The organism is Mesorhizobium sp. WSM4828 (assembly GCF_055811175.1).
Genome location: NZ_JBVVQK010000030.1, coordinates 28549 through 47791 on the forward strand (window position 1 = coordinate 28549; position 19243 = coordinate 47791).

At 63.1% G+C, this 19243-nt stretch carries 17 protein-coding genes; 7 read left to right on the forward strand and 10 right to left on the reverse strand.

Going from position 1 to position 19243, the window contains the following annotated elements; translation table 11 throughout:
- Nucleotides 1-84 precede the first annotated feature (84 nt).
- Complete coding sequence (locus tag AC0L2X_RS26610) at nt 85-1467, forward strand: 3' terminal RNA ribose 2'-O-methyltransferase Hen1 (RefSeq protein ID WP_473559433.1); 1383 nt, start codon at nt 85-87, stop codon at nt 1465-1467.
- Entirely contained in the window at nt 1464-4040 is a 2577-nt protein-coding gene (locus AC0L2X_RS26615; RefSeq protein WP_473559431.1) for a polynucleotide kinase-phosphatase, read from the forward strand. Before AC0L2X_RS26610 ends, AC0L2X_RS26615 begins: the two co-directional genes overlap by 4 nt.
- Before the next feature lie 8 nt (nt 4041-4048).
- Here AC0L2X_RS26615 and AC0L2X_RS26620 read toward each other — a convergent pair whose 3' ends face one another.
- Together AC0L2X_RS26620 and AC0L2X_RS26625 are read right to left on the reverse strand one after the other, a co-directional pair.
- Nucleotides 4049-4339, reverse strand: a complete 291-nt coding sequence (locus AC0L2X_RS26620) for an HlyU family transcriptional regulator (RefSeq protein ID WP_023678291.1) — start codon at nt 4337-4339, stop codon at nt 4049-4051.
- Nucleotides 4340-4453: 114 nt separating this feature from the next.
- Nucleotides 4454-5134 carry a PadR family transcriptional regulator gene (locus tag AC0L2X_RS26625; RefSeq protein ID WP_352566061.1) on the reverse strand — a complete coding sequence of 227 codons (681 nt, stop codon included), beginning with the start codon at nt 5132-5134 and terminating at the stop codon, nt 4454-4456.
- A gap of 272 nt (nt 5135-5406) precedes the next feature.
- Here AC0L2X_RS26625 and AC0L2X_RS26630 point away from each other — a divergent pair, with 272 nt between their 5' ends.
- Nucleotides 5407-5664: a DUF2798 domain-containing protein gene (locus AC0L2X_RS26630; protein ID WP_473559556.1), complete on the forward strand. Its 258-nt coding sequence runs from the start codon at nt 5407-5409 to the stop codon at nt 5662-5664.
- A 58-nt stretch (nt 5665-5722) separates the two neighbouring features.
- Here the strand turns inward: AC0L2X_RS26630 and AC0L2X_RS26635 are convergent, their stop codons facing one another.
- The 5 genes from AC0L2X_RS26635 to AC0L2X_RS26655 form a co-directional block, all read right to left on the reverse strand.
- Nucleotides 5723-6103 (reverse strand): thiol-disulfide oxidoreductase DCC family protein, encoded by a 381-nt coding sequence (locus AC0L2X_RS26635; RefSeq protein ID WP_473559429.1) that lies wholly within the window; start codon nt 6101-6103, stop codon nt 5723-5725.
- A 107-nt stretch (nt 6104-6210) separates the two neighbouring features.
- Nucleotides 6211-6504: a GYD domain-containing protein gene (locus AC0L2X_RS26640; RefSeq protein WP_352566065.1), complete on the reverse strand. Its 294-nt coding sequence runs from the start codon at nt 6502-6504 to the stop codon at nt 6211-6213.
- Between the two features lie 207 nt (nt 6505-6711).
- Complete coding sequence (rpoD, locus tag AC0L2X_RS26645; protein WP_352466688.1) at nt 6712-8733, reverse strand: RNA polymerase sigma factor RpoD; 2022 nt, start codon at nt 8731-8733, stop codon at nt 6712-6714.
- Nucleotides 8734-9107: 374 nt separating this feature from the next.
- Nucleotides 9108-11069: a DNA primase gene (gene dnaG, locus AC0L2X_RS26650; protein ID WP_473559426.1), complete on the reverse strand. Its 1962-nt coding sequence runs from the start codon at nt 11067-11069 to the stop codon at nt 9108-9110.
- Between the two features lie 159 nt (nt 11070-11228).
- Nucleotides 11229-11618 (reverse strand): RcnB family protein, encoded by a 390-nt coding sequence (locus AC0L2X_RS26655; RefSeq protein ID WP_352669659.1) that lies wholly within the window; start codon nt 11616-11618, stop codon nt 11229-11231.
- A 378-nt stretch (nt 11619-11996) separates the two neighbouring features.
- Here AC0L2X_RS26655 and AC0L2X_RS26660 point away from each other — a divergent pair, with 378 nt between their 5' ends.
- From AC0L2X_RS26660 to AC0L2X_RS26670, 3 genes are all read left to right on the forward strand, one after another.
- Nucleotides 11997-13661, forward strand: coding sequence for a Na/Pi cotransporter family protein (locus AC0L2X_RS26660; RefSeq protein ID WP_473559424.1), 1665 nt, complete (start codon nt 11997-11999; stop codon nt 13659-13661).
- A 135-nt stretch (nt 13662-13796) separates the two neighbouring features.
- A complete protein-coding gene (locus AC0L2X_RS26665; RefSeq protein WP_292658743.1) occupies nt 13797-14006 on the forward strand; it encodes a DUF2061 domain-containing protein in 210 nt (69 codons plus the stop codon).
- A gap of 128 nt (nt 14007-14134) precedes the next feature.
- Nucleotides 14135-15316 (forward strand): MFS transporter, encoded by a 1182-nt coding sequence (locus AC0L2X_RS26670; protein ID WP_473559421.1) that lies wholly within the window; start codon nt 14135-14137, stop codon nt 15314-15316.
- 2 nt (nt 15317-15318) lie between these two features.
- Here the strand turns inward: AC0L2X_RS26670 and AC0L2X_RS26675 are convergent, their stop codons facing one another.
- Together AC0L2X_RS26675 and AC0L2X_RS26680 are read right to left on the reverse strand one after the other, a co-directional pair.
- Nucleotides 15319-15876 carry a GNAT family N-acetyltransferase gene (locus tag AC0L2X_RS26675; RefSeq protein WP_473559419.1) on the reverse strand — a complete coding sequence of 186 codons (558 nt, stop codon included), beginning with the start codon at nt 15874-15876 and terminating at the stop codon, nt 15319-15321.
- Between the two features lie 52 nt (nt 15877-15928).
- On the reverse strand, nt 15929-16378 hold the full coding sequence (locus AC0L2X_RS26680; protein ID WP_023678304.1) for a GatB/YqeY domain-containing protein: 450 nt from the start codon (nt 16376-16378) through the stop codon (nt 15929-15931).
- A gap of 263 nt (nt 16379-16641) precedes the next feature.
- Between AC0L2X_RS26680 and carA the strand changes: the two genes are divergently transcribed.
- Complete coding sequence (gene carA / locus AC0L2X_RS26685; RefSeq protein WP_473559417.1) at nt 16642-17847, forward strand: glutamine-hydrolyzing carbamoyl-phosphate synthase small subunit; 1206 nt, start codon at nt 16642-16644, stop codon at nt 17845-17847.
- A gap of 55 nt (nt 17848-17902) precedes the next feature.
- Here carA and AC0L2X_RS26690 read toward each other — a convergent pair whose 3' ends face one another.
- Nucleotides 17903-19171: a TCR/Tet family MFS transporter gene (locus AC0L2X_RS26690; protein WP_473600644.1), complete on the reverse strand. Its 1269-nt coding sequence runs from the start codon at nt 19169-19171 to the stop codon at nt 17903-17905.
- Between the last annotated feature and the right edge of the window lie 72 nt (nt 19172-19243).

Genomic DNA, 19243 nt, shown 5'->3' on the forward strand with positions numbered 1-19243 from the left:
GCCCTTGTTTTTCGTTAGCGACAGCTTGTGGTGGGCCACACAACCGCCATTGGTTATTCCGCTTGTCTGCGCTATCGGTCGCGGATGTTCCTGTCTGTTGCCACAACGCACCGTCCGGCCACCGATCTCGGTTTCTTGCTGCACAAGCATCCGGATCGTCTGCACGAGACCGACCTGTCTTTCGGCAAGGCGTGGCTGTTCTATCCCGAGGCAACCGAAGAGCGTTGCGAGGCTGCACTCCTGCTCGACGTCGACCCGGTGGGACTGGTGCGAGGCAAAGGCCAGGCAGAAGGCTTGCTCGACCAATATGTGAACGACCGGCCTTACGCTGCATCATCCTTCCTGTCGGTGGCGCTGAACAAGATGCTGCGGACGACGATGACCGGTATATCGAAGGAGCGCCAGGAACTAGCCGACAGCGAACTGCCGCTGGAAGCCGTGGTTACGCCATTGCCAATGCGCGGCGGTGAGGTTCTGGTTCGAAGTTTGTTCGAATCCTTGGGCTGGACAGTCGATCTGACGCCAATCGAAGGAGTCGGGGGGGCTGCAGGCGAGCCCCGATATGGCCATCTGAAGCTGACCGGCACCGGCCGGCTCAGCGCCTTGTTGAATCACCTCTATGTGCTGATCCCGGTGATGGACGATGCCAAGCACTACTGGGTCGGCGAAGCTGAGATCGACAAGCTGCTGTCCAAGGGAGAGGGGTGGCTGGAAAACCATCCGGCCAAAGACCTGATCGTGCGTCGCTATCTTGGCAATCGCAGGGCTTTGGCCCGCATCGCCCTGGAGCGGCTGGCTCCCGAGACGGCTGGCGAGGCACAACCTGCCGAGCTGCGCGTTACACCCGAGGAAGTGCTGGAGACGCCGATCCGGCTCAACGATCTGCGCATGGAAGCTGTGGTCCAGGCCATTCAGGCGACGGGGTCAACCTCGATTGCAGATTTGGGATGCGGCGAAGGCAAGCTGCTCGGTCGGCTCGTGCGCGAGCGATGGGTGCATAAGCTGTTCGGGCTGGATCCGGCGGCACGCGAACTGGAATGGGCTGCAAAGCGTCTCAAGCTGAACGAATTAGGCGGGCCACCCGAGGGCCGGGTCACGCTGCTGCATGGATCGCTGACCTACCGGGACAGCCGTTGGGCCGCAGCCGACGTCGCCGTTCTGGTCGAGGTCATCGAGCATCTCGACGAGGACAGGCTGCCCCTGGTCGAACGCATCGTTTTCGGTGAGACGGCGCCCAAATCCGTTATCGTGACCACTCCGAATGCGGACTACAACGCTCTGTTTCCAAGACTGGCCGCCGGCGCATTCCGCCATCCCGATCACCGTTTCGAATGGAGCCGGGCTCAGTTCCAAGCCTGGGCGGCCAAAATCGGCGAGATCTATGGCTATTCGGCCACCTTCAGCGGTATCGGAGCCGAGGACCCGACCCTCGGCGCCCCCACACAGATGGCGGTGTTCACTCGATGAGAGAACCCAACAAGACCAACCTCACCATTCCTGACTTCGCCCTCGTCGTGCTGATCGGCTCGACCGGATCGGGCAAGTCGACTTTCGCCGCCAAGCATTTCCTGGCGACCGAGATCATCTCCTCGGACCAGTGCCGGGCGCTGATCTCCGACGACGAAACCGATCAGGACGTTTCTGCGGATGCCTTCGATCTGGTTCGCGAGATAGCCGGCAAGCGGCTTAAACGCCGCAGGCTGGCCGTCATCGACGCCACCAATGTGCGAGCCGCCGACCGCAAGGCCTGGATTGAGCTGGCGCGCAAGTGGCACGCTTTGCCCGTCGCCGTGGTCCTCGATCCAGGCGTCGAGGTGTGCGTCGCCCGCAATGCGGTGCGAGCCGACCGGCCGTTTGGCGCCGGGGTCGCCCAGCGCATGACAACCGAGATCCGCAAAGGTCTTGGCGGCCTGCAACGCGAGGGCTTCCGCCAGGTCTGGAAGCTTACCAGCGAGGCCAGCATCGACGCGGCCGAGGTGTCGCGACAGCCGCTGTGGACCGATAAGCGCGACGATCATGGCCCGTTCGATATCATTGGCGACATCCACGGCTGTTCGGATGAGCTTCATACCCTGCTCGCTCGATTGGGCTACGGCATCGTCTGGTCTGAGCATCTGGGCGACCGAACGGTCACGGTGGTTCCACCAGAGGGCCGCAAGATCGTCTTTGTCGGCGACCTCGTCGATCGCGGCCCCAACTCGCCCGACGTACTGCGCATCGCCATGAGCATGGTCGCGGCTGGAACGGCTTACTGTGTCCAGGGCAACCATGAACGCAAGCTCAGCCGCTGGCTAGAAGGCCGCAAGGTCACGGTCGCCCACGGCCTCCAGCAGACTATCGATCAGCTAGGTGCACAGGACCGAGGCCTGCGCGAGGCGCTGCCCGCCTTTCTCGACGGCCTGCGCAGCCATGTCTGGCTCGATGGCGGAGGCCTCGCCGTCGCCCATGCCGGCCTCAAGGAAGAGATGATCGGACGCGGTTCCGGCGCTGTGCGCGAGTTCGCTCTGTACGGCGAGACCACAGGCGAGACCGACGAGTTCGGGCTGCCCGTCCGTGCCGACTGGGCTGCGGCCTATCGTGGCAAGACGGCCATTATCTATGGACATACGCCCACGCTATCGGCCGAATGGGTCAACAACACCCTGTGCATCGACACCGGTTGCGTATTCGGCGGCAAGCTGACGGCCTTGCGCTGGCCGGAACGCGAACTGGTCGAGGTGCCGGCAATCCAGACCTGGTCGGAGCCGATACGTCCGCTGGGCGGGCCCGGTCAGGACAAATCGGCGCAGGCCGACGCCGACGGCGTGCTCGATTATCAAGACGTTTCCGGGCGCCGTTGGATCGAGACCGGACTGAGGGGCCGGATTGTCGTGGCCGAGGAGAACGCGTCGGCAGCACTGGAGGTGATGAGCCGCTTCGCGCTCTCGCCGCAATGGCTGGTCTATCTGCCGCCGACCATGTCGCCGTCCGAGACCAGCAGCCAGGACGGCTGGCTGGAACGTCCGGAGGATGCCTTCGCTTATTTCCGCGAGCGCGGCGTTGCCCAGATCGTGTGCGAGGAGAAGCACATGGGTTCGCGGGCAGTGATCGCGCTCTGCCGGAACGCGCAGGCGGCACGCAGCCGCTTCGGGATCCCGGGCGACGAAACCGGCGCAATCTGGACCCGCACCGGACGGTCCTTTTTCAACGACAGTGCCATGACGGAGGACCTGCTCGCCCGTCTTCGCACCGAGGTCGACGCGGCGGACCTGTGGAAAGAATTGAACAGCGACTGGCTGCTGCTGGACGCCGAGATAATGCCTTGGTCGGCCAAGGCCGGCAGTCTGATCGAAAGCCAATATGCGCCGGTGGCGATATCTTCTGCCGCCGGATTCAAAGCCAGCCGTGAGGCGCTGGCCCGTGCGATGGCGCGCGGCGTCGATGCAGCCGGCCTGAACGCACGCCTTGAAGACCGTGCCGCCCGCGCAGCCAAATACGCCACCGCCTGGGCGCCCTACGTATGGCCAGTTTCGGGCGTCGAGGACCTTAAGGCCGCGCCTTTCCACCTGCTGGCCAGCGAAGGACGTGTCTGGTTTGACCAGGACCATGTCTGGCACATGTCGCTCGCGGACCGTCTGGCTGCCCGTGGCGGCGTGGTCACGCCGACTCGATGGCGTATGGTTGATCTGGCCGACGGCAGCGCGTGTGCCGAGGCCGTCGCCTGGTGGGAGGCGCTGACTGGCTCGGGCGGCGAAGGCATGGTGGTCAAACCACGCGACTTCGTCAGCCGTGGCAAGAAGGGGCTCATCCAGCCGGCCCTGAAGGTCCGCGGCCCGGAGTATTTGCGCATCATCTATGGTCCCGAATATGACGCGCCCGACAATCTCGTCCGCCTCCGAGAACGCGGCCTGGCCGGCAAGCGCAGCCTGGCGCTCAGAGAGTTCGCGCTTGGTCACGAAGCGCTAACGCGATTTGTCGCCAGGCAGCCGCTTCGCCGGGTTCACGAGTGTGTCTTCGCCGTGCTGGCGTTGGAAAGCGAGCCAATCGACCCAAGGCTGTAGTAGCCGATCTACCCGAAGATCTTCTCGCCTTGCTCATCGACCAGCTGGATGCCCTTTTTGATCGAGATGTCGACAGCGTCATCAAGTCCGGCGAAACGGTCGGCGCGGATGAATTTGTGCTCCTTCATCACGCCGTCGATCTCCTTAGAAACCACGCCGCAGGTCTGGTACTGGCCCTCCGCCTTGTAGGGAGTGGCGCTGATCAAAAATCCCTTGTGCTCGATCTGCTTTGCCGGCGCCGCTGTCTTTGGCTCGGCGGCTTCGTTGCCTCCGCCGAAAAGACGCTTCAGAAAAGACATGGGGGTATCCTCCAACGGCAATCATCCTGCACCACATAGCGCGGTGCAGGATGATTTTCAGTACCGGTCCTTGGCCGAGCGGGCAAGGGCCGCAGCTGGCTTGGCACTCAGAGGTCAGTCGCGCGACAACGCTTCCAAGGCCTCCGCGGCAGCTTCCAATATGCTGATTGCCTCGGCCTGCTTTGCTTCAGGCGCATCGACGATTTCGCCGAGCGCGGCGCGCAGCCGGTGGCGCACGGCGCGAAACTCGTCGCGCTTTTCCGAGCGGCCGCGGCCGCGCCGGCCACCGTCGCCGTCATCGTTCCAGCCGAACCAGTCGCGCGCCTTAGCCATCTTGCGGCCGAAGCGCTCGAGATGGTCGAGCACGTGGTCGATCATCTCGCGATTTTCGTTGAGGTGCGCCTGCCCTGCCTCGGTGATCGAAAACACCTTCTTGTTGCCTTCCGCCGCAGAAACGGCATAGCCGGCCTCTTCCAGGAAGGTCAGCGTCGGGTAGACCACGCCGGGGCTCGGGCTGTAGACGCCGCTGGTGCGCTCCTCCAGCGCCTTGATGATATCGTAGCCGTGCCGCGGCGCCTCGGCCAACAGCGACAGCGTGATCAGCTTGAGGTCGCCGTCGGCCAGCATGCGCCCGGCGCGGAACATGTCGCCCGGTCCGCCGCGTCCGCCGCCTCTCATGCCATGCCCGAACGGGCCGAAGCCGCCGCGCCCACCGAACTTGCCGGCCATATGCATGAAAACACGTTCGGCGTGTTCGCCAAAACGATGATGCCCGAAATGATTGCCTTTGTGCATTGTCCGCTCCTTGAGTTATGTCTTACGATATATCTCAATTAGATATCTACAGCGACCGAGTCAAGATATATCTTACGATGTATCTGAAATGGCGCCAGCAGGATTGATTTCGGCGGAGAACGCAGCTAGGAAGCGCGTGAGGGTCGAAGACCGCTCCGTAAGCGTCTGACGTGAAGCAACGCATCCACCCCGGTCGTTCCGGGCAGTGACGCCGAAAAGACCGGCGAATGGATGCCACGGCGACGGACCGGATGCTTCAGGGAAAATCCCAGATGATCGTGAAAACCTCGCGCAGAAAGCTGCCAGCGCACTATGCCGCCATCGTCAGCCCGCTAGTGCTGTCGTTGCTGATGACGTTCATCGTATCGTTTATCTCGACACTGAAAAGCCTTGGCTTCCAGCCCGACATGCCTGCCACCTGGCTGACGGCCTGGGCCCTGTCCTGGCTGGTAGCGTTTCGGACGCTGCTGCTGGTGCTGCCGGCGGTGCGCCGCATCGTTGGCTGGCTTTGCGAGCCTGTGGCCCGATAGCCGGCCCATGCGAAGGCCCGGAAACAATCTCCGGGCCTTTGCCAAGTGAACGGACCCGTCACCAGCGGCCTTTGCGCCGATTCCAGGCGTAGAGCAGATCGGCGAAACGATCATAGGCATAGCGCGTCAAAGGCAGTGCGGCGGGATTGCCGAACAGCGTCGCCAACCAGCCCTCGCCCGGCGTTATCAGCCACACCGCAACGGCAACATCGGCGCCGACCAGCAATTTGCCACCGGCGTCGGTCGCATGCAGCCGGCGGCGGATATCCTCCAGCCTTATGCCGTAGCGGGCCAGCGCCGTCGGTTCGGCATTGATGTCGCGAAATTCGATCCGCCCGGCCTTGACCGCCTCGATCAGCCGCCGCTTCTGCCGGCTGATGCCGGCATCGCAGACCGGACAGCGCGTATTATACCAGACGGTCAGCAGCGGCTTGCTCATGTTTCGAAACGGCACCAGAGGGACGCGCACGGACTATCCGGCAAACGCCATTACGCCGCAACGCAACACTTCACCCGCGAAATGGCCGGCCAAGCCTGGAGCGCAACTCACCCGAGCGAGGTGATGATCTCGCGATAGGCATCCTCCGGGAAAGCCTTGAGCGTCCGCGTCCTGACGTTTCCGCCCGCCGCCAGCATCAGCGAGAAGCGGGCCAGGACGGCATCGTCGGGCGCTTCGAGCACGGCCACCATGTCGCAATCCCCCATGGTGAGATAAAATGCCTTGAAGGACCCGCCCATGTCGCCCAGCAGCTTCTTGGCGGCATCGAGCCGCTTCGGCGACTCGCGCACATTTTTTGCGCCTTGCTCCGTCCAGTTGATCAGCACGATGTAAGTTGTCATGCCACACCTCCCTCCGGTGCCACGGAGCACGGCGTCCAACCGCCGGGGCGGGCATCCGGGTTTATCGCCCAGAGAATGCGTCCGTCGCGGAATTATCCTCTCGTAGGGCACGACCCGCAAGAGCGGCATGTCCAATCGTGATCGCCTGTGCCAAAACGGAAAAGGGCGCCACCGGCGCCCCTTAAACTGCTTATCCGTCACCCGGCCTCAGCTGTCGAGGAAGCTTCTGAGCTTGCGCGACCGGCTCGGGTGCTTGAGCTTGCGCAGCGCCTTGGCTTCGATCTGGCGGATGCGCTCGCGGGTGACCGAGAACTGCTGGCCGACTTCCTCCAGCGTGTGGTCGGTGTTCATGCCGATGCCGAAGCGCATTCTGAGCACGCGCTCTTCGCGCGGCGTCAGCGAGGCCAATACGCGCGTCGTCGTCTCGCGCAAATTGGCCTGGATCGCCGCGTCGATCGGCAGGATCGCCATCTTGTCCTCGATGAAGTCGCCCAGATGCGAATCCTCCTCGTCGCCGACCGGCGTTTCGAGCGAGATCGGCTCCTTGGCGATCTTCAGCACCTTGCGCACTTTTTCCAGCGGCATGGCGAGCTTTTCCGCCAGTTCTTCCGGCGTCGGCTCACGGCCGATCTCATGCAGCATCTGGCGCGAGGTGCGCACGATCTTGTTGATCGTTTCGATCATGTGCACCGGAATGCGGATGGTGCGCGCCTGGTCGGCGATCGAACGGGTGATCGCCTGCCGGATCCACCATGTCGCGTAGGTCGAGAACTTGTAGCCGCGGCGGTATTCGAATTTGTCGACCGCCTTCATCAGGCCGATATTGCCTTCCTGGATCAAGTCGAGGAACTGCAGGCCGCGATTTGTGTATTTCTTGGCGATGGAGATGACGAGGCGCAGATTGGCCTCGACCATTTCCTTCTTGGCGATCGCGGCTTCGCGCTCGCCCTTCTGCACCTGGTTGACGATCTTCCGGAATTCCTGGATCGAAATCGCCGTCTCGGTGGCGAGGTTCTGGATCTCGGCGCGCAGGTCGCGGATGGCGTCCTTCTCGTTCTTGGTGAATTCCTTCCAGCCGCGCGAGGTCAAATTGCCGATCGAGCGAGTCCAGTTCGGATCGAGCTCCGAGCCCTGATATTCCCTGAGGAATTCCTCGCGGCGCACGCCATAGCTTTCGGCCAGCCTGAGCAGCTTGCCTTCGTTCTGCACCAGGCGCTTGTTGATGTCGTAGAGCTGCTCGACCAGCGCCTCGATGCGCGCCGTGTTCAAGGACAGCGACTTCACCGCCTTGATCAACTGGTCCTTCAGCTCCTTGAGCCGGCGATCCTGGCTGGGCGACAGCGTGCCGGCGGCAGCCAGCCGGTTCTCGACCTGCTGGTCCTGCAGCTTGCGCAGTTTCTTGTAGGTGTCGGCAATGACGTCGAGCGTCTCCATCACCTGCGGGCGCAGTTCCGCTTCCATCGCCGCCAGCGACAGGCTCGCCTCGTCATCGTCCTCCTCGTCGTCGTCCACCAGGCCACGGGTGTCGCCGCCGACATTGGTGATGTCGTCCTCGTCCTCGCGCGAACGGCGCGACTTTTCCTCGGTCTTGGCTTCCTCGATACGCTCGACAACCGGCGCCTGCTTGGCCTCCGGCCCGGCATAGGTCGCCTCGAGGTCGATGATCTCGCGCAGCAGGATCTTCGATTCGTTGAGCTCGTCACGCCAGATGATGATGGCCTGGAAAGTCAGCGGGCTTTCGCACAGGCCCGCGATCATCGTCTCGCGGCCGGCCTCGATGCGCTTGGCGATCGCGATTTCGCCCTCGCGCGACAGAAGCTCGACCGAGCCCATCTCGCGAAGATACATGCGGACCGGATCGTCGGTGCGGTCGGTCGGCTCTTTCTTGGTCGTGGTGGCGGCGACGGCGGTGCCGGTCTGCTCGGCCAGCTCGTTGGCATCTTCCTCGGCATCAGCGGCGGTATCGGCGGCTTCGGGCTCCTCGCCCTGCTCGTCGTCCTCGACCACATTGATGCCCATGTCGGAAAGCATGGCCATCGTGTCCTCGATCTGCTCGGAGGTCACTTCCTCCGAGGGCAGCACCGAATTCAGCTCGTCCATGGTGACATAACCGCGCTTCTTGGCGGCCTTGATCATCTTCTTGACAGCATCGTCGGAAAGGTCGAGCAGAGGGCCATCGGTCGCGGCCTCGCGTTCGGTCTCGACTTCTTCCTTTTCTTTTGTCGCCATAGTCTTTATTTTCTCCAAGCGGCTGAGTATCAAAGCCGCGTACGCTGCCGGTCCGGTCAAATTGGATGCGCTCCTTCCAGAACGCGCTTTACCGGGCCAGTAACTGCATCTCTCGTTAAGTCCAGATTAACCCTGATATCTGTGGCAAGCTGACTGCCTGTCCAGTGATCAGTACCTTACATCGCTGCATTCCCGTCGATGCCGGGGCGGGTTAACGTTTCGAATCGACCTGATTCCGCCATTCTGCCGGAAGGTCAAGCGCCTCTCGCATGATTCGCATGAAAAAAGCGAATCAATTACCCGACTTAGAGCACCGCACGCTTGATTCAACGTGCAAGCACGTCCTTACATTTCAGTCTTCTGGAGGCTTCGATCTAGACGCGCCCAGCCCTGCCCGATGATACGCCAAACCCTTCGATCAGCGCTTCCGTTGCCTGCACATCACGAAATTGCGCCTGGATTTCGACCAGGTGCCGGTAGTTCTCGTCCGTGGGATCGCTGGCGAGCGCTGCTTCCGCCTGCTTCAGCTCCTTATGTAAGGTGCGCGCGCTGCGCTGCAAGTGGAGAGCCTGGCTGAACGCATCGCGAGCATCGTCGAGTGCTGCCGTTTCCAGCGCCGGCCATTGCCGCGCACGTTTGATCAGCGCCACCGCGCGCTGCCAGATCTCACCGCAGCCGGCCCGCTCGATCGTCGCGATTACAGCCTCGCGGTTGTTGGCCATATCGTGCGCCATGGCGTCGAGGATGGCCGCATGCAGCCGCTTCAGATCGGAGTTGGCGAGATCGAGGAACTCGACATGGGCGAAATTCTCGTCGATCAGCACGGGATGGTTGACGAGGGCCGCAATGATCGTCGCCTCGCGCACCGACATGCCCTCGCCGCCGCGTTTGACCAGCGCCGAGCGGCCGAGGCTTTCGGTGATCGCGGTGCGCCCACCGGCACCGCCGCCACGTGCAAACTGTCCGCCGGGTGCTGAGACCCTGCCCGGGAAGCGCTCCCCGGACCGTCCGTCCTGACGTCCCTGGCGTCCGCGCTGGGTCCCGAAGAAGCTCTGTACCCGCTCGCGCATTTCCTGTTGGTAGTGATAGCGAAGGCTCTCGTCGCGGATGCGGCTGGTCAGTTCGCGCAGCGTCTTTTCGAGTTCCGCCCGCCGTTCCGGCGTGTCGAAGATGCCGCCGGCCGTCTCGCGCATCCACAAGAGGTCGGCCAGCGGCCGCGCCTCGGAAAGCACGGCGCGGAACGCATCCGGTCCGTCACCCTTGACCAGATCGTCGGGATCCTTGCCCTCCGGCAGCAGGGCGAAGCGCACGGAGCGGCCCGCCTGGACCGCCGGCAGCGCCATGTCGGCGGCGCGCCACGCTGCCTTCAACCCGGCCTGGTCGCCGTCGAAGCACAGCACCGGCTCGCCAGCCATGCGCCATAGAAGTTCGAGCTGGTTTTCAGTCAATGCGGTGCCGAGCGGCGCCACCACGTTTTCGAAGCCGGCCTGCGCCAGCGCGATCACATCCATATAACCTTCGACAGCAATGACCGTGCCGCCCTTTCCCAGCGCCCCCTTTCCGAGCGTTTGGCGCGCACGGGCGAAATTGTAGAGAACGTTGCCCTTGTGGAAGAGCTCCGTATCGGGCGAGTTCATGTATTTGGCCAGCGCATCCGGCGCCAGTGCCCGCCCGCCGAAGGCGATGATCTTGCCCCTGGAATCCGGGATCGGGAACATGATGCGGTCGCGGAACCAATCGTAGGAAACCGGGACGTCGTCGCCATGGCGCACCAGCCCGCACGCCTCGATGTCGGCCTTGGGGACACCCTTGGCGGCAAGATGCTCCTTCAGCGCATTGCGGCTGTCGGGGGCATAGCCGAGGCGAAAAGACTGCTGCGTCGTCGGTGTCAGCCCCCGGTCGCGCAGATAGGCGCGGGCCTTTGCCCCTTCCGGTCCCTGCAGCCGTTCCTGGAAGAACACCGTCGCCATCTCCATGACGTCGGTCAGGCTGGCGCGTTCCTTTTCGCGCCGCTCCTCATCGGCGTCGCGAACCGGCATCGGCACGCCGGCCATGTCGGCGATCTTCTCGACGGCCTCGGGAAAGCTCATCCCATCGAGTTCGGTCAAGAACTTGAAATGGTCGCCCGAAACCGAGCAGCCGAAACAGTGGTAGCGGCCCTTCTTGTCCTCGCAATGGAAGGACGGGCTCTTCTCGCCGTGGAACGGACAGCACGCCCAATAATCGCCGCGCGGCGCGTTGGTCTTCTTCCTGTCCCACGCGACGCGCTGGCCGATCACCGAAGAAATCGGTACGCGGTCGCGGATCTCGTCAAGGAAAGCAGGCGGAAAGCGCATGGGGGGACAGCTCGTTTGGCTTCCATATAATCACACGGGCGAAGCCCGACGACTCCTAATGGTGAACATACCCGGTTTTCACAGGCCAAAAAGAGAAGGCGGCCCGCGGGCCGCCGTCTCGATCTAAGCCCGACGCAGCGCCCGTCAGCCGTTCCGGGCTCACTGCGCGGCGATGGCGCCGAAGATCAGCCCGGAGAGAACGCTGACCAGCAGATAGTCGTTGCCGACCCGTATCCATTCCTGGCCGGGACCCGGACGGCGCAGGCCATAGTGGCGATAGTCGCGGATCGGCTGGTGACGTTTCCAGCTCGAATATCTCTGGCCGTTGCGCCAATGGCTGCGCTTCACCACGACCTTCTTCTTCACTATGACGCGCTTGTTCACGTCGACATGCTTGTTCACCTCGACATGCCTGCCGGGCTTTTGCCAGTCGACCTGGCTGTAGTTCGACTGCGGCGCGTTTGGTGTGTTCAGAGGTGCAGCCTGGCCCTGCAAGGTGGTTGCAGCCAGCATCGAGAAGGCAATGGCGGAAAGAACGATGCGTTTCATGGCGGGTACTCCTTGGTTGTCGATGCCTACGGAATAGAGCCGGAAGGATGAACCGAAACTGAACACACAGATTACGTTTTCGTAATGATTACTTATATTTAGGCCGCCTAATTGAGTACTACCTTTAAAGCGATCACTCCGCCTGGGCTGCGTGACCCTCCGCAGCCCAGCCGGCAATGCAACCATTTTGCCAGCCATCCATTTCCGACACGCCCCGTCGCGTGGCAACAGGCGTCCGAGCCGGGCAAAATTTATTATTCGGCTAAAATAAATCGGAGTAACATCAACCTCTGCAATGTCCACGATTCGCGCCCACTTTCGCCCCTTTGACTTCACCGCGCCCGCGTCGCTGGCACCTGTCGCGTTGCGGGGCCGGGCATGAGTGGCTCAGTCGTTTTGCTGCACCTTGCCGGTGCGGTGGCACTGATGCTGTTTGCCACCCGTCTGGTGAAGACCGGCGTCGAGCGCGCCTATGGCGATGTGCTGCGTCACAAGCTGCGCGCCACCATGCGCAATCCGTTGATGGCGGTTCTGGCCGGCTGCGGCCTGGCGGTCGCACTGCAAAGCTCGACCGCCGTCACCTTGCTGGTCGGCTCATTCGCCGGCTCCGGCATCGTCAGCGGCATGTCGGGCCAGCTTGCGGTGCGCGGCGCCGAGATCGGCTCGGCGCTCGTGGTCAAGCTGCTTACCTTCGATCTGTCGCTGCTGGTGCCGGTCTGCCTGGTCGCCGGCACCGTCATGTTCATGGCCACCGAGCGGCGCGACTGGCGCCAGTTCGGCCGCATCCTGGTCGGCATCGGCCTGCTGCTTCTGTCGCTGGAGATGATCGGCCAGGCGTCGGAGCCGCTGCGCCAGAGCACGCTGATGCCGCTCATCGTCGACTACTTCTCCGGCGATCCGGTCACCGCCTATCTTCTGGCGGCGTTGGTCACCTGGCTGTTCCATTCCTCGATCGCCGCGGTGCTGCTGATGGTGACGCTGGCCGGCCGCGGCTTCATCCCGCCCGAACTCGGTATCGTGCTGGTGCTCGGCGTCAATCTCGGCTCTTCGATCATCGCGCCGCTTCTAACCCGCAACGCAGAACCCGGCGTTCGTATCGTGCCAATCGGCAATCTCCTGATGCGCGGCATGGGCTCGCTGATCATGCTGATCCTGTTCCTGACGTTCAAGCCGCCGGTCGCCTTCTTGGGAAGCACTGTGCCCGAGCAGATCGTCAATGCCCACATCGTCTTCAACATCCTGATCCTGATCGCCGGCCTGCCGCTGGCGAGCCTGGTCTATCGCGCCTCGGAAAAGATCGTGGCGTTGGGCACCAAGCCGCAGCCCGCCAATGCGCTCGACGTCGTCGAGCTTTCGGCGCTCAACGAAAGTGCGCTCGACGTGCCCAGCCAGGCATTGGCCAACGCCACCCGCGAGGTGGTGCGGGTCTGCGAGACGGTCGAGATCATGCTGAAACGGATCATCGAGCTCTATGAGAGCGCCGATGCCGACAAGATCGGCGCGCTGGCCGCGCTCGACGATCGTGTCGACAGGAAGCACGCGGCGATCAAGCTCTATCTGGCCAAGGTCACCAAGAACCCGCTGAGCGAGGACGAGGCCCTGCGTTGCCAGGAGTTGATTGGCGCCTGCGTCAAGCTGGAGCAGGTCGGCGACATCATCGTGCGCAACATGCTGGTCCACGTGAAGAAGAAATTCGAGCGCGGACTGGAGTTCACGCCGGAAGGCTGGCGCGAGCTTTGCGCCTTCCATGCTCTGGTGCTTGCCAATGCCAGGCTAGCCTTCAACGTGCTGGTATCCCGCGATCCGGAGACCGCTCGCCAGTTGGTACTGGAAAAGGACCGGCTGCGCGACCGCGAGAAGGAAACCAGCCAGAGCCATTTCGTGCGGCTGCGCGACGGCACCGCCAAGAGTGTCGAGACCAGTTCCATCCATCTCGACACCATTCGCGACCTCAAGCAGATTAACTCGCTGCTCGCCTCGATGGCCTATCCCGTGCTTGAAGAGCGCGGCCTGCTCACCGGTTCGCGGCTGAAGGCCGGATAGATTGCGTCCACAGGCCGGGTTGCTTCAGGACATCGCCTATGAAAATTGCAGTGGGCCAAGGCGCAAAAATTATCTTTGCGCCGCTTCCCGTCTGTCGGCTAAAGGGTCGTCCAATATCTACGGGGAGGAAAGTCGATGGATACCCATTCGCGCAGCTTCGCCAAAGCGCTTTCCTGGCGCATCACCGGTACCATCGACACGATGATCATTTCGCTCGTTGTGACGGGAAGCATCAAGCTCGCCGCGGCCATCGGCCTGACCGAGGTCGTCACCAAGTCGCTGCTCTACTATCTTCACGAACGGGCGTGGCTGAAAATTCCTTACGGGAGGAAGGCAGCCGCCTAGCTCTTGCCTCCGCGGCGGGCGCCTGACCGGCGATCAAGAAAAGCTAAAGCGGCGTCGACAATTTCTGGATTGCCCGCTGCCCTCATCCGTGGTTTGAGGCGACCTTATCCGAGGATCGCCTTTCCGCCATGCTCCCCCTCATTGCCCTGTTCATTGCCGCCTTCGCCTTCGGCACCACCGAATTCGTCATCGCCGGCGTGCTGCCGCAGGTGGCCGGTGGCCTTGGCGTCGCGATCCCGACCGCCGGTTATCTCGTGTCCGGCTATGCCGGCGGCATTGCAGCCGGCGGCCCGCTGCTGGCGCTCGCTACCAAAAGGTTCTCCCGCAAGGCCCTGCTGCTTGGACTGACTGCAGCCTTCACCATCGGCCAAGCCGCCTGCGCGCTGGCGCCCGACTTCGCCTCGATGCTGCTGTTGCGGATAGCCGTGGCCGTGGCGCACGGCGCCTATTTCGGCGTTGCCATGGTGGTGGCCGTCGGCCTGGTGCGCGAAGACCAGCGCGGCATGGCGGTGGCGCTGATCCTGTCCGGCCTCACCGTATCGAATGTCATCGGCGTTCCGGCCGGCACGGCAATCGGCAACATCTGGGGATGGCGCGCGACATTCTGGGTGATGTGTGGCCTCGGCGTGGTGGCCTTCGCGGCCATCGGCGCTTTGCTGCCGCGCAAGACGGGATCGTCGAGCCCGTCGGCGAGCCTTGGCAGCGAGGTCCGCGTGCTCGCACGCCAGCAGGTCTGGACCTCGCTCATTATCATGCTGATGCTGATGATCGGCCAGTTCGGCCTGTTCACCTACATCACGCCGACGCTGCTCGAGATCACCGGCCTCGACGAGAAATGGATACCTTGGGTGCTCCTGCTCAATGGGGTCGGCGCAACGATCGGCGTCTTCGTCGGCGGGCGGCTCGCCGACTGGAAGCTGATGCCGTCGCTTATCGCCATGCTTTTCCTGCAGGCGGCAATGCTCGCCTTGATCTACGCCGTCAGCCCTTACCCACTGCCGATGGTGATGGCGATCTTCGTCTGGGGCGGCCTCAACTTCGCCATCGGCACGCCGATCCAGACCCGCATACTGACCTGGACCGCGGATGCCTCCAACCTTGCCTCGTCACTCATTCCGTCGGGCTTCAATGTCGGCATCGCGCTCGCCGCATCGCTCGGCGCGGCGATGCTCAATGCCGGCTATGGCTATCGCAGCCTGGCGGTGGTTGGCGCGATCGCCATGCTGGTCGCCGTCGCGGTTGCGCTTGCCTCGCATGTCTGGGAATGGCGCAGCCGGGCTGCGCCGCCGCTGCCGGCTGCCGCCGAATAGGGCTATAGATCAATCCGGTAGCGCAGGCTTTCCGCACCGCCGTAGGAAGCATCCTCGAAGAAACGCCCGACGAGCCGGCCGCCATTGGCCAGAACGACCTTCTGCGAGGGCACATTGTGTGGCTTGCAGGTGATTTCGACGAAGGGCAGGCCAACCGCCCTCGCCTCCACCAGCATCAGCCGCAGCGCCTCGGTCGCATAGCCGCGCCCCTGCTTCCACGGCACCACCGCATAGCCGATGTGACCGAGCACGTGCGACGGCAGCGCCGCGGTGCCGGGTTGCCAGCGCAAGCCGATCGAGCCTGCGACCTCCCCGTCCCAGATCCAGCGCCGGAATCCGGGCAGCCGCGGCACCGTCGAACCGTCCGGCAAGGCAATCGGCGGTCCCTTGCCGTCAGGATCGTCGAGATCGGCTAGGAAAGTCGCAGGATCCTTTTCAATAGCCGCAAGCTGCTCGCGCGTGGCGTCGAGCAGCCGCACATTGTCCGGCGACCAGCCGCGCTCGAGGGCCGCCTTGTAGGACGGCAGGTGTTCAAACGCCGGTTTGACGAGTTCGATCACGGGCGCGAGCTTTTGCCGGATTGCGGGCGCGACGGCAAGGCCCTTCCGCAGCTTACTGAAGCAGGCTCTTGACGATGCCGCTCGCCTTGGAAAAATCCATCTGCCCGGCATATTTCTCCTTGAGCGCTGCCATCACCTTGCCCATGTCCTTGACACCGCTGGCGCCGGTCTCGGCGATGGCGGAACGGACGGCGCTTTCCGTCTCGGCCTGGCCCAGTTGCGTCGGCAGGAAGTCGCGAATGATGGCCATCTCGTCGCGCTCCTGCGCGGCAAGCTCCGGCCGCTTGCCGTCATCGAACGCCTTGGCCGATTCCTCGCGCTGCTTCACCATCTTGGCCAGGATCTGCAGGATCTCGTCGTCACTGGCCGGCTCCTTGCCGGCGCCGCGATTGGCGATGTCGCGGTCGTGAATGGCCGCCTGGATCAGCCGCAATGTGGGCAGCCGACGCTTGTCCTGCGCCTTCATCGCGCTCTTCAGGGATTCGGCGATTTTTCCTCGCATGGTGCTTTCTCCTTCGAATGCGGCGGACAATAGTCGTGCCGATAGCTCAAGGCAAACTCGATAGCGCCCGGCAAACCGCTGATATTATTCGACGAAATAAATTCAGGCTCGCACGGCGCGGCATCATTGACCGCCTTGGCGCCTTCCCCTATGTACTGGGCCTTGCATGAACCAAGTCTGGTTGCGCGCGGAGGCTATGAAAATCGCTGCTGCGCGCCTTTTGCTGCGCCGAGTGAAAGGCGCAGCCTTTTAGGAGTGCCGCGATGGCAACGATGACCGCCCCCTGGGCCGCCGAGAAGCCGACAGCCTTGCTGGTGCTGGCCGACGGCACGGTCATCGAGAGCCACGGCCTTGGCGCCACCGGCTCCGCCGTCGCCGAAGTCTGCTTCAACACTGCACTGACAGGCTATCAGGAAATCCTCACCGACCCGTCCTACGCCGGTCAGATCGTCACCTTCACCTTTCCGCATATCGGCAACATCGGCACCAATGACGAAGACATCGAGGACCTCAACCCGCTGGCCCGCGCCGGCGCCGTCGGCGCCGTGTTCAAGGCCGATGTCACCAACCCGTCGAATTACCGCGCCGGAACCGGTCTCGACCAGTGGCTGAAGAAGCGCGGCATCGTCGCGCTTTCAGGCATCGACACGCGGGCACTGACCGCGCTGATCCGCGAAAAGGGTATGCCCAACGCCGTCATCGCGCACGCGCCCGACGGTATCTTCGACGTCGATGACCTCAAGCGCCGCGCCGCCGCATGGTCGGGGCTTATCGGGCTTGATCTCGCCAAGGAGGTCACCTCCGGCCAGTCCTCGGTCTGGCGCGAGACGCCCTGGGTCTGGAACGAGGGCTTTGGCGAACAGGCTGATCCGTCGATGCACGTCGTTGCCGTCGACTACGGCGTCAAGCGCAACATATTGCGCCTGCTGGCCGGCCTCGGCGCCAAGGTCACCGTGGTGCCGGCAAAAACCGGCGCCGAGGAGATCCTGGCGATGCGGCCCGACGGCATTTTTCTATCCAACGGCCCTGGCGATCCCGAAGCCACCGGCGGCTACGCCGTTCCGGTCATCCAGGACCTGTTGAAAACCGATATCCCTCTGTTCGGCATCTGCCTCGGCCACCAGATGCTGGCGCTGGCGCTCGGCGGCAAGACTGCAAAAATGCATCAGGGCCACCACGGCGCCAACCATCCGGTCAAGGACCACACCACCGGCAAGGTCGAGATCGTCTCGATGAACCATGGCTTTGCCGTCGACGCCGACTCATTGCCGAGCGGCGTCGAGGAAACCCATGTCTCGCTGTTCGACGGTTCGAATTGCGGCATTGCGCTCACCGGCAGGCCGGTCTTCTCGGTCCAGCATCATCCCGAAGCCTCGCCCGGCCCGCAGGATTCGCACTATCTGTTTCGCCGCTTCGTCAATCTCATCCGCGAAAAGCGCGGCGAGCCGGCACTGGCCGAGCGTGTCTAGCGCATTGCGTAAAAACGGATTTGACTGACGGCGCCGGCCGGGCTCCCGGCGCCGATCAAGCCCCGTCCGTCACCGCTTCCTGCGCGTGCATGCGTTTGACTTCCTTCGGCGTCGGCTTGGCCACCCTGCTTACGAAGACGACGAGCGCCAGCGTGAGGAAAATCGCGCCGAGCAGATACGGGGCACCGCCGAAAACCACGGGCGCGCTCGGCCCCGTGAACCAGGAAAAGATCGCCGTATAAAGCAGCGGTGTGATGATCGAGGTGATCGAGAAGATCGACGTCATCGCGCCCTGGAGTTCGCCCTGGGCGGAAGGTGGCACCTTGGCGGCCGCCAGGCTTCTGAGCGGCGGGTCGGCCAACGCCTCGAGACATCCGACGACGATCACCGCGTAGAACATCCAGCCTTGTGACGCGAAGGCGTAGCCGAAGGCGCTGAGTGCGGTAAATGCCAGACCGACTACCGCCGTCTTCCACTCGCCAAGCTTAGGGATCACGCGCGGCAGGACTGTCGCCATGACGATCGCCCCGCACAGGCCGAAGGCGCCGAGCGAGAAGCCGATCTGTTGTTCGCTCCAGCCATAGCGATAACTGGAGACGAACGACCAGACGGCGGGATACATCATGTGCCCAAGCGTCATCAGAAAGAAGACAAGTCCAATCCAGCCGATGCCTTCGTAGTTGCGCATCTGGACGAGAGTGCCGACCGGGTTCGCGCGTTTCCACTCGAAGCGGCGACGGTGCTTGTTATCAAGCGTTTCCGGCAACAGAAACAGCGCGATCAGAAAGTTTGCGAAAGCAAGCCCGGCAGCGAAATAGAACGGCACACGTGGCCCGAACGTGCCGAGCAACCCGCCCAGAACCGGCCCTATGACGAAGCCGACGCCGAAAGCGATGCCGAGCAGCCCGAAATTCTTCGCACGGTTTTCGTCGGTCGAGATGTCGGCGATAAACGCCGATGTCGTGGAATAGCTGGCGCCGGAAACGCCGGCCAGCACGCGGCCGATGAACAGCATCGGATAGGACCAGGCGATAGCGCAGATCAGGTTGTCGATAGCGAACGTCAGCACCGAGGCAAGCAGGATAGGCCGCCGTCCGAACCGGTCGCTCAACCCGCCCATCACTGGTGCGAAAACGAACTGCATCGCCGCATAGACGAAGAACAGCCAGCCGCCCTCGATAGCCGCCTCACTGATGCCGACGCCGGTCAATTCCCTGAGATAGGCCGGCAGCACCGGCATAATAATGCCGAAGCCGATGACGTCGAGCAGCAGGGTGGTGAAAACAAGCGCAAGGCCCCGCCTGGCGGTTTTAGGGTCTATCATGATGGTATCTCCTCGGGCCGCCCGAGCGAACGGGAACACACCTTATAGGCGAGCACATCGCTGGGAACAATG

Coding starts and splice junctions, on each gene's coding strand:
- AC0L2X_RS26690 (WP_473600644.1), bottom strand. CDS start 19,171: ATGATAGACCCTAAAACCGCCAGGCGGGGCCTTGCGCTTGTTTTCACC.
- AC0L2X_RS26620 (WP_023678291.1), bottom strand. CDS start 4,339: ATGTCTTTTCTGAAGCGTCTTTTCGGCGGAGGCAACGAAGCCGCCGAG.
- AC0L2X_RS26635 (WP_473559429.1), bottom strand. CDS start 6,103: ATGAGCAAGCCGCTGCTGACCGTCTGGTATAATACGCGCTGTCCGGTC.
- dnaG (WP_473559426.1), bottom strand. CDS start 11,069: ATGCGCTTTCCGCCTGCTTTCCTTGACGAGATCCGCGACCGCGTACCG.
- AC0L2X_RS26640 (WP_352566065.1), bottom strand. CDS start 6,504: ATGACAACTTACATCGTGCTGATCAACTGGACGGAGCAAGGCGCAAAA.
- AC0L2X_RS26615 (WP_473559431.1), top strand. CDS start 1,464: ATGAGAGAACCCAACAAGACCAACCTCACCATTCCTGACTTCGCCCTC.
- AC0L2X_RS26660 (WP_473559424.1), top strand. CDS start 11,997: ATGAGTGGCTCAGTCGTTTTGCTGCACCTTGCCGGTGCGGTGGCACTG.
- rpoD (WP_352466688.1), bottom strand. CDS start 8,733: ATGGCGACAAAAGAAAAGGAAGAAGTCGAGACCGAACGCGAGGCCGCG.
- AC0L2X_RS26680 (WP_023678304.1), bottom strand. CDS start 16,378: ATGCGAGGAAAAATCGCCGAATCCCTGAAGAGCGCGATGAAGGCGCAG.
- AC0L2X_RS26670 (WP_473559421.1), top strand. CDS start 14,135: ATGCTCCCCCTCATTGCCCTGTTCATTGCCGCCTTCGCCTTCGGCACC.
- AC0L2X_RS26625 (WP_352566061.1), bottom strand. CDS start 5,134: ATGCACAAAGGCAATCATTTCGGGCATCATCGTTTTGGCGAACACGCC.
- AC0L2X_RS26665 (WP_292658743.1), top strand. CDS start 13,797: ATGGATACCCATTCGCGCAGCTTCGCCAAAGCGCTTTCCTGGCGCATC.
- AC0L2X_RS26630 (WP_473559556.1), top strand. CDS start 5,407: ATGATCGTGAAAACCTCGCGCAGAAAGCTGCCAGCGCACTATGCCGCC.
- AC0L2X_RS26610 (WP_473559433.1), top strand. CDS start 85: ATGTTCCTGTCTGTTGCCACAACGCACCGTCCGGCCACCGATCTCGGT.
- AC0L2X_RS26655 (WP_352669659.1), bottom strand. CDS start 11,618: ATGAAACGCATCGTTCTTTCCGCCATTGCCTTCTCGATGCTGGCTGCA.
- carA (WP_473559417.1), top strand. CDS start 16,642: ATGGCAACGATGACCGCCCCCTGGGCCGCCGAGAAGCCGACAGCCTTG.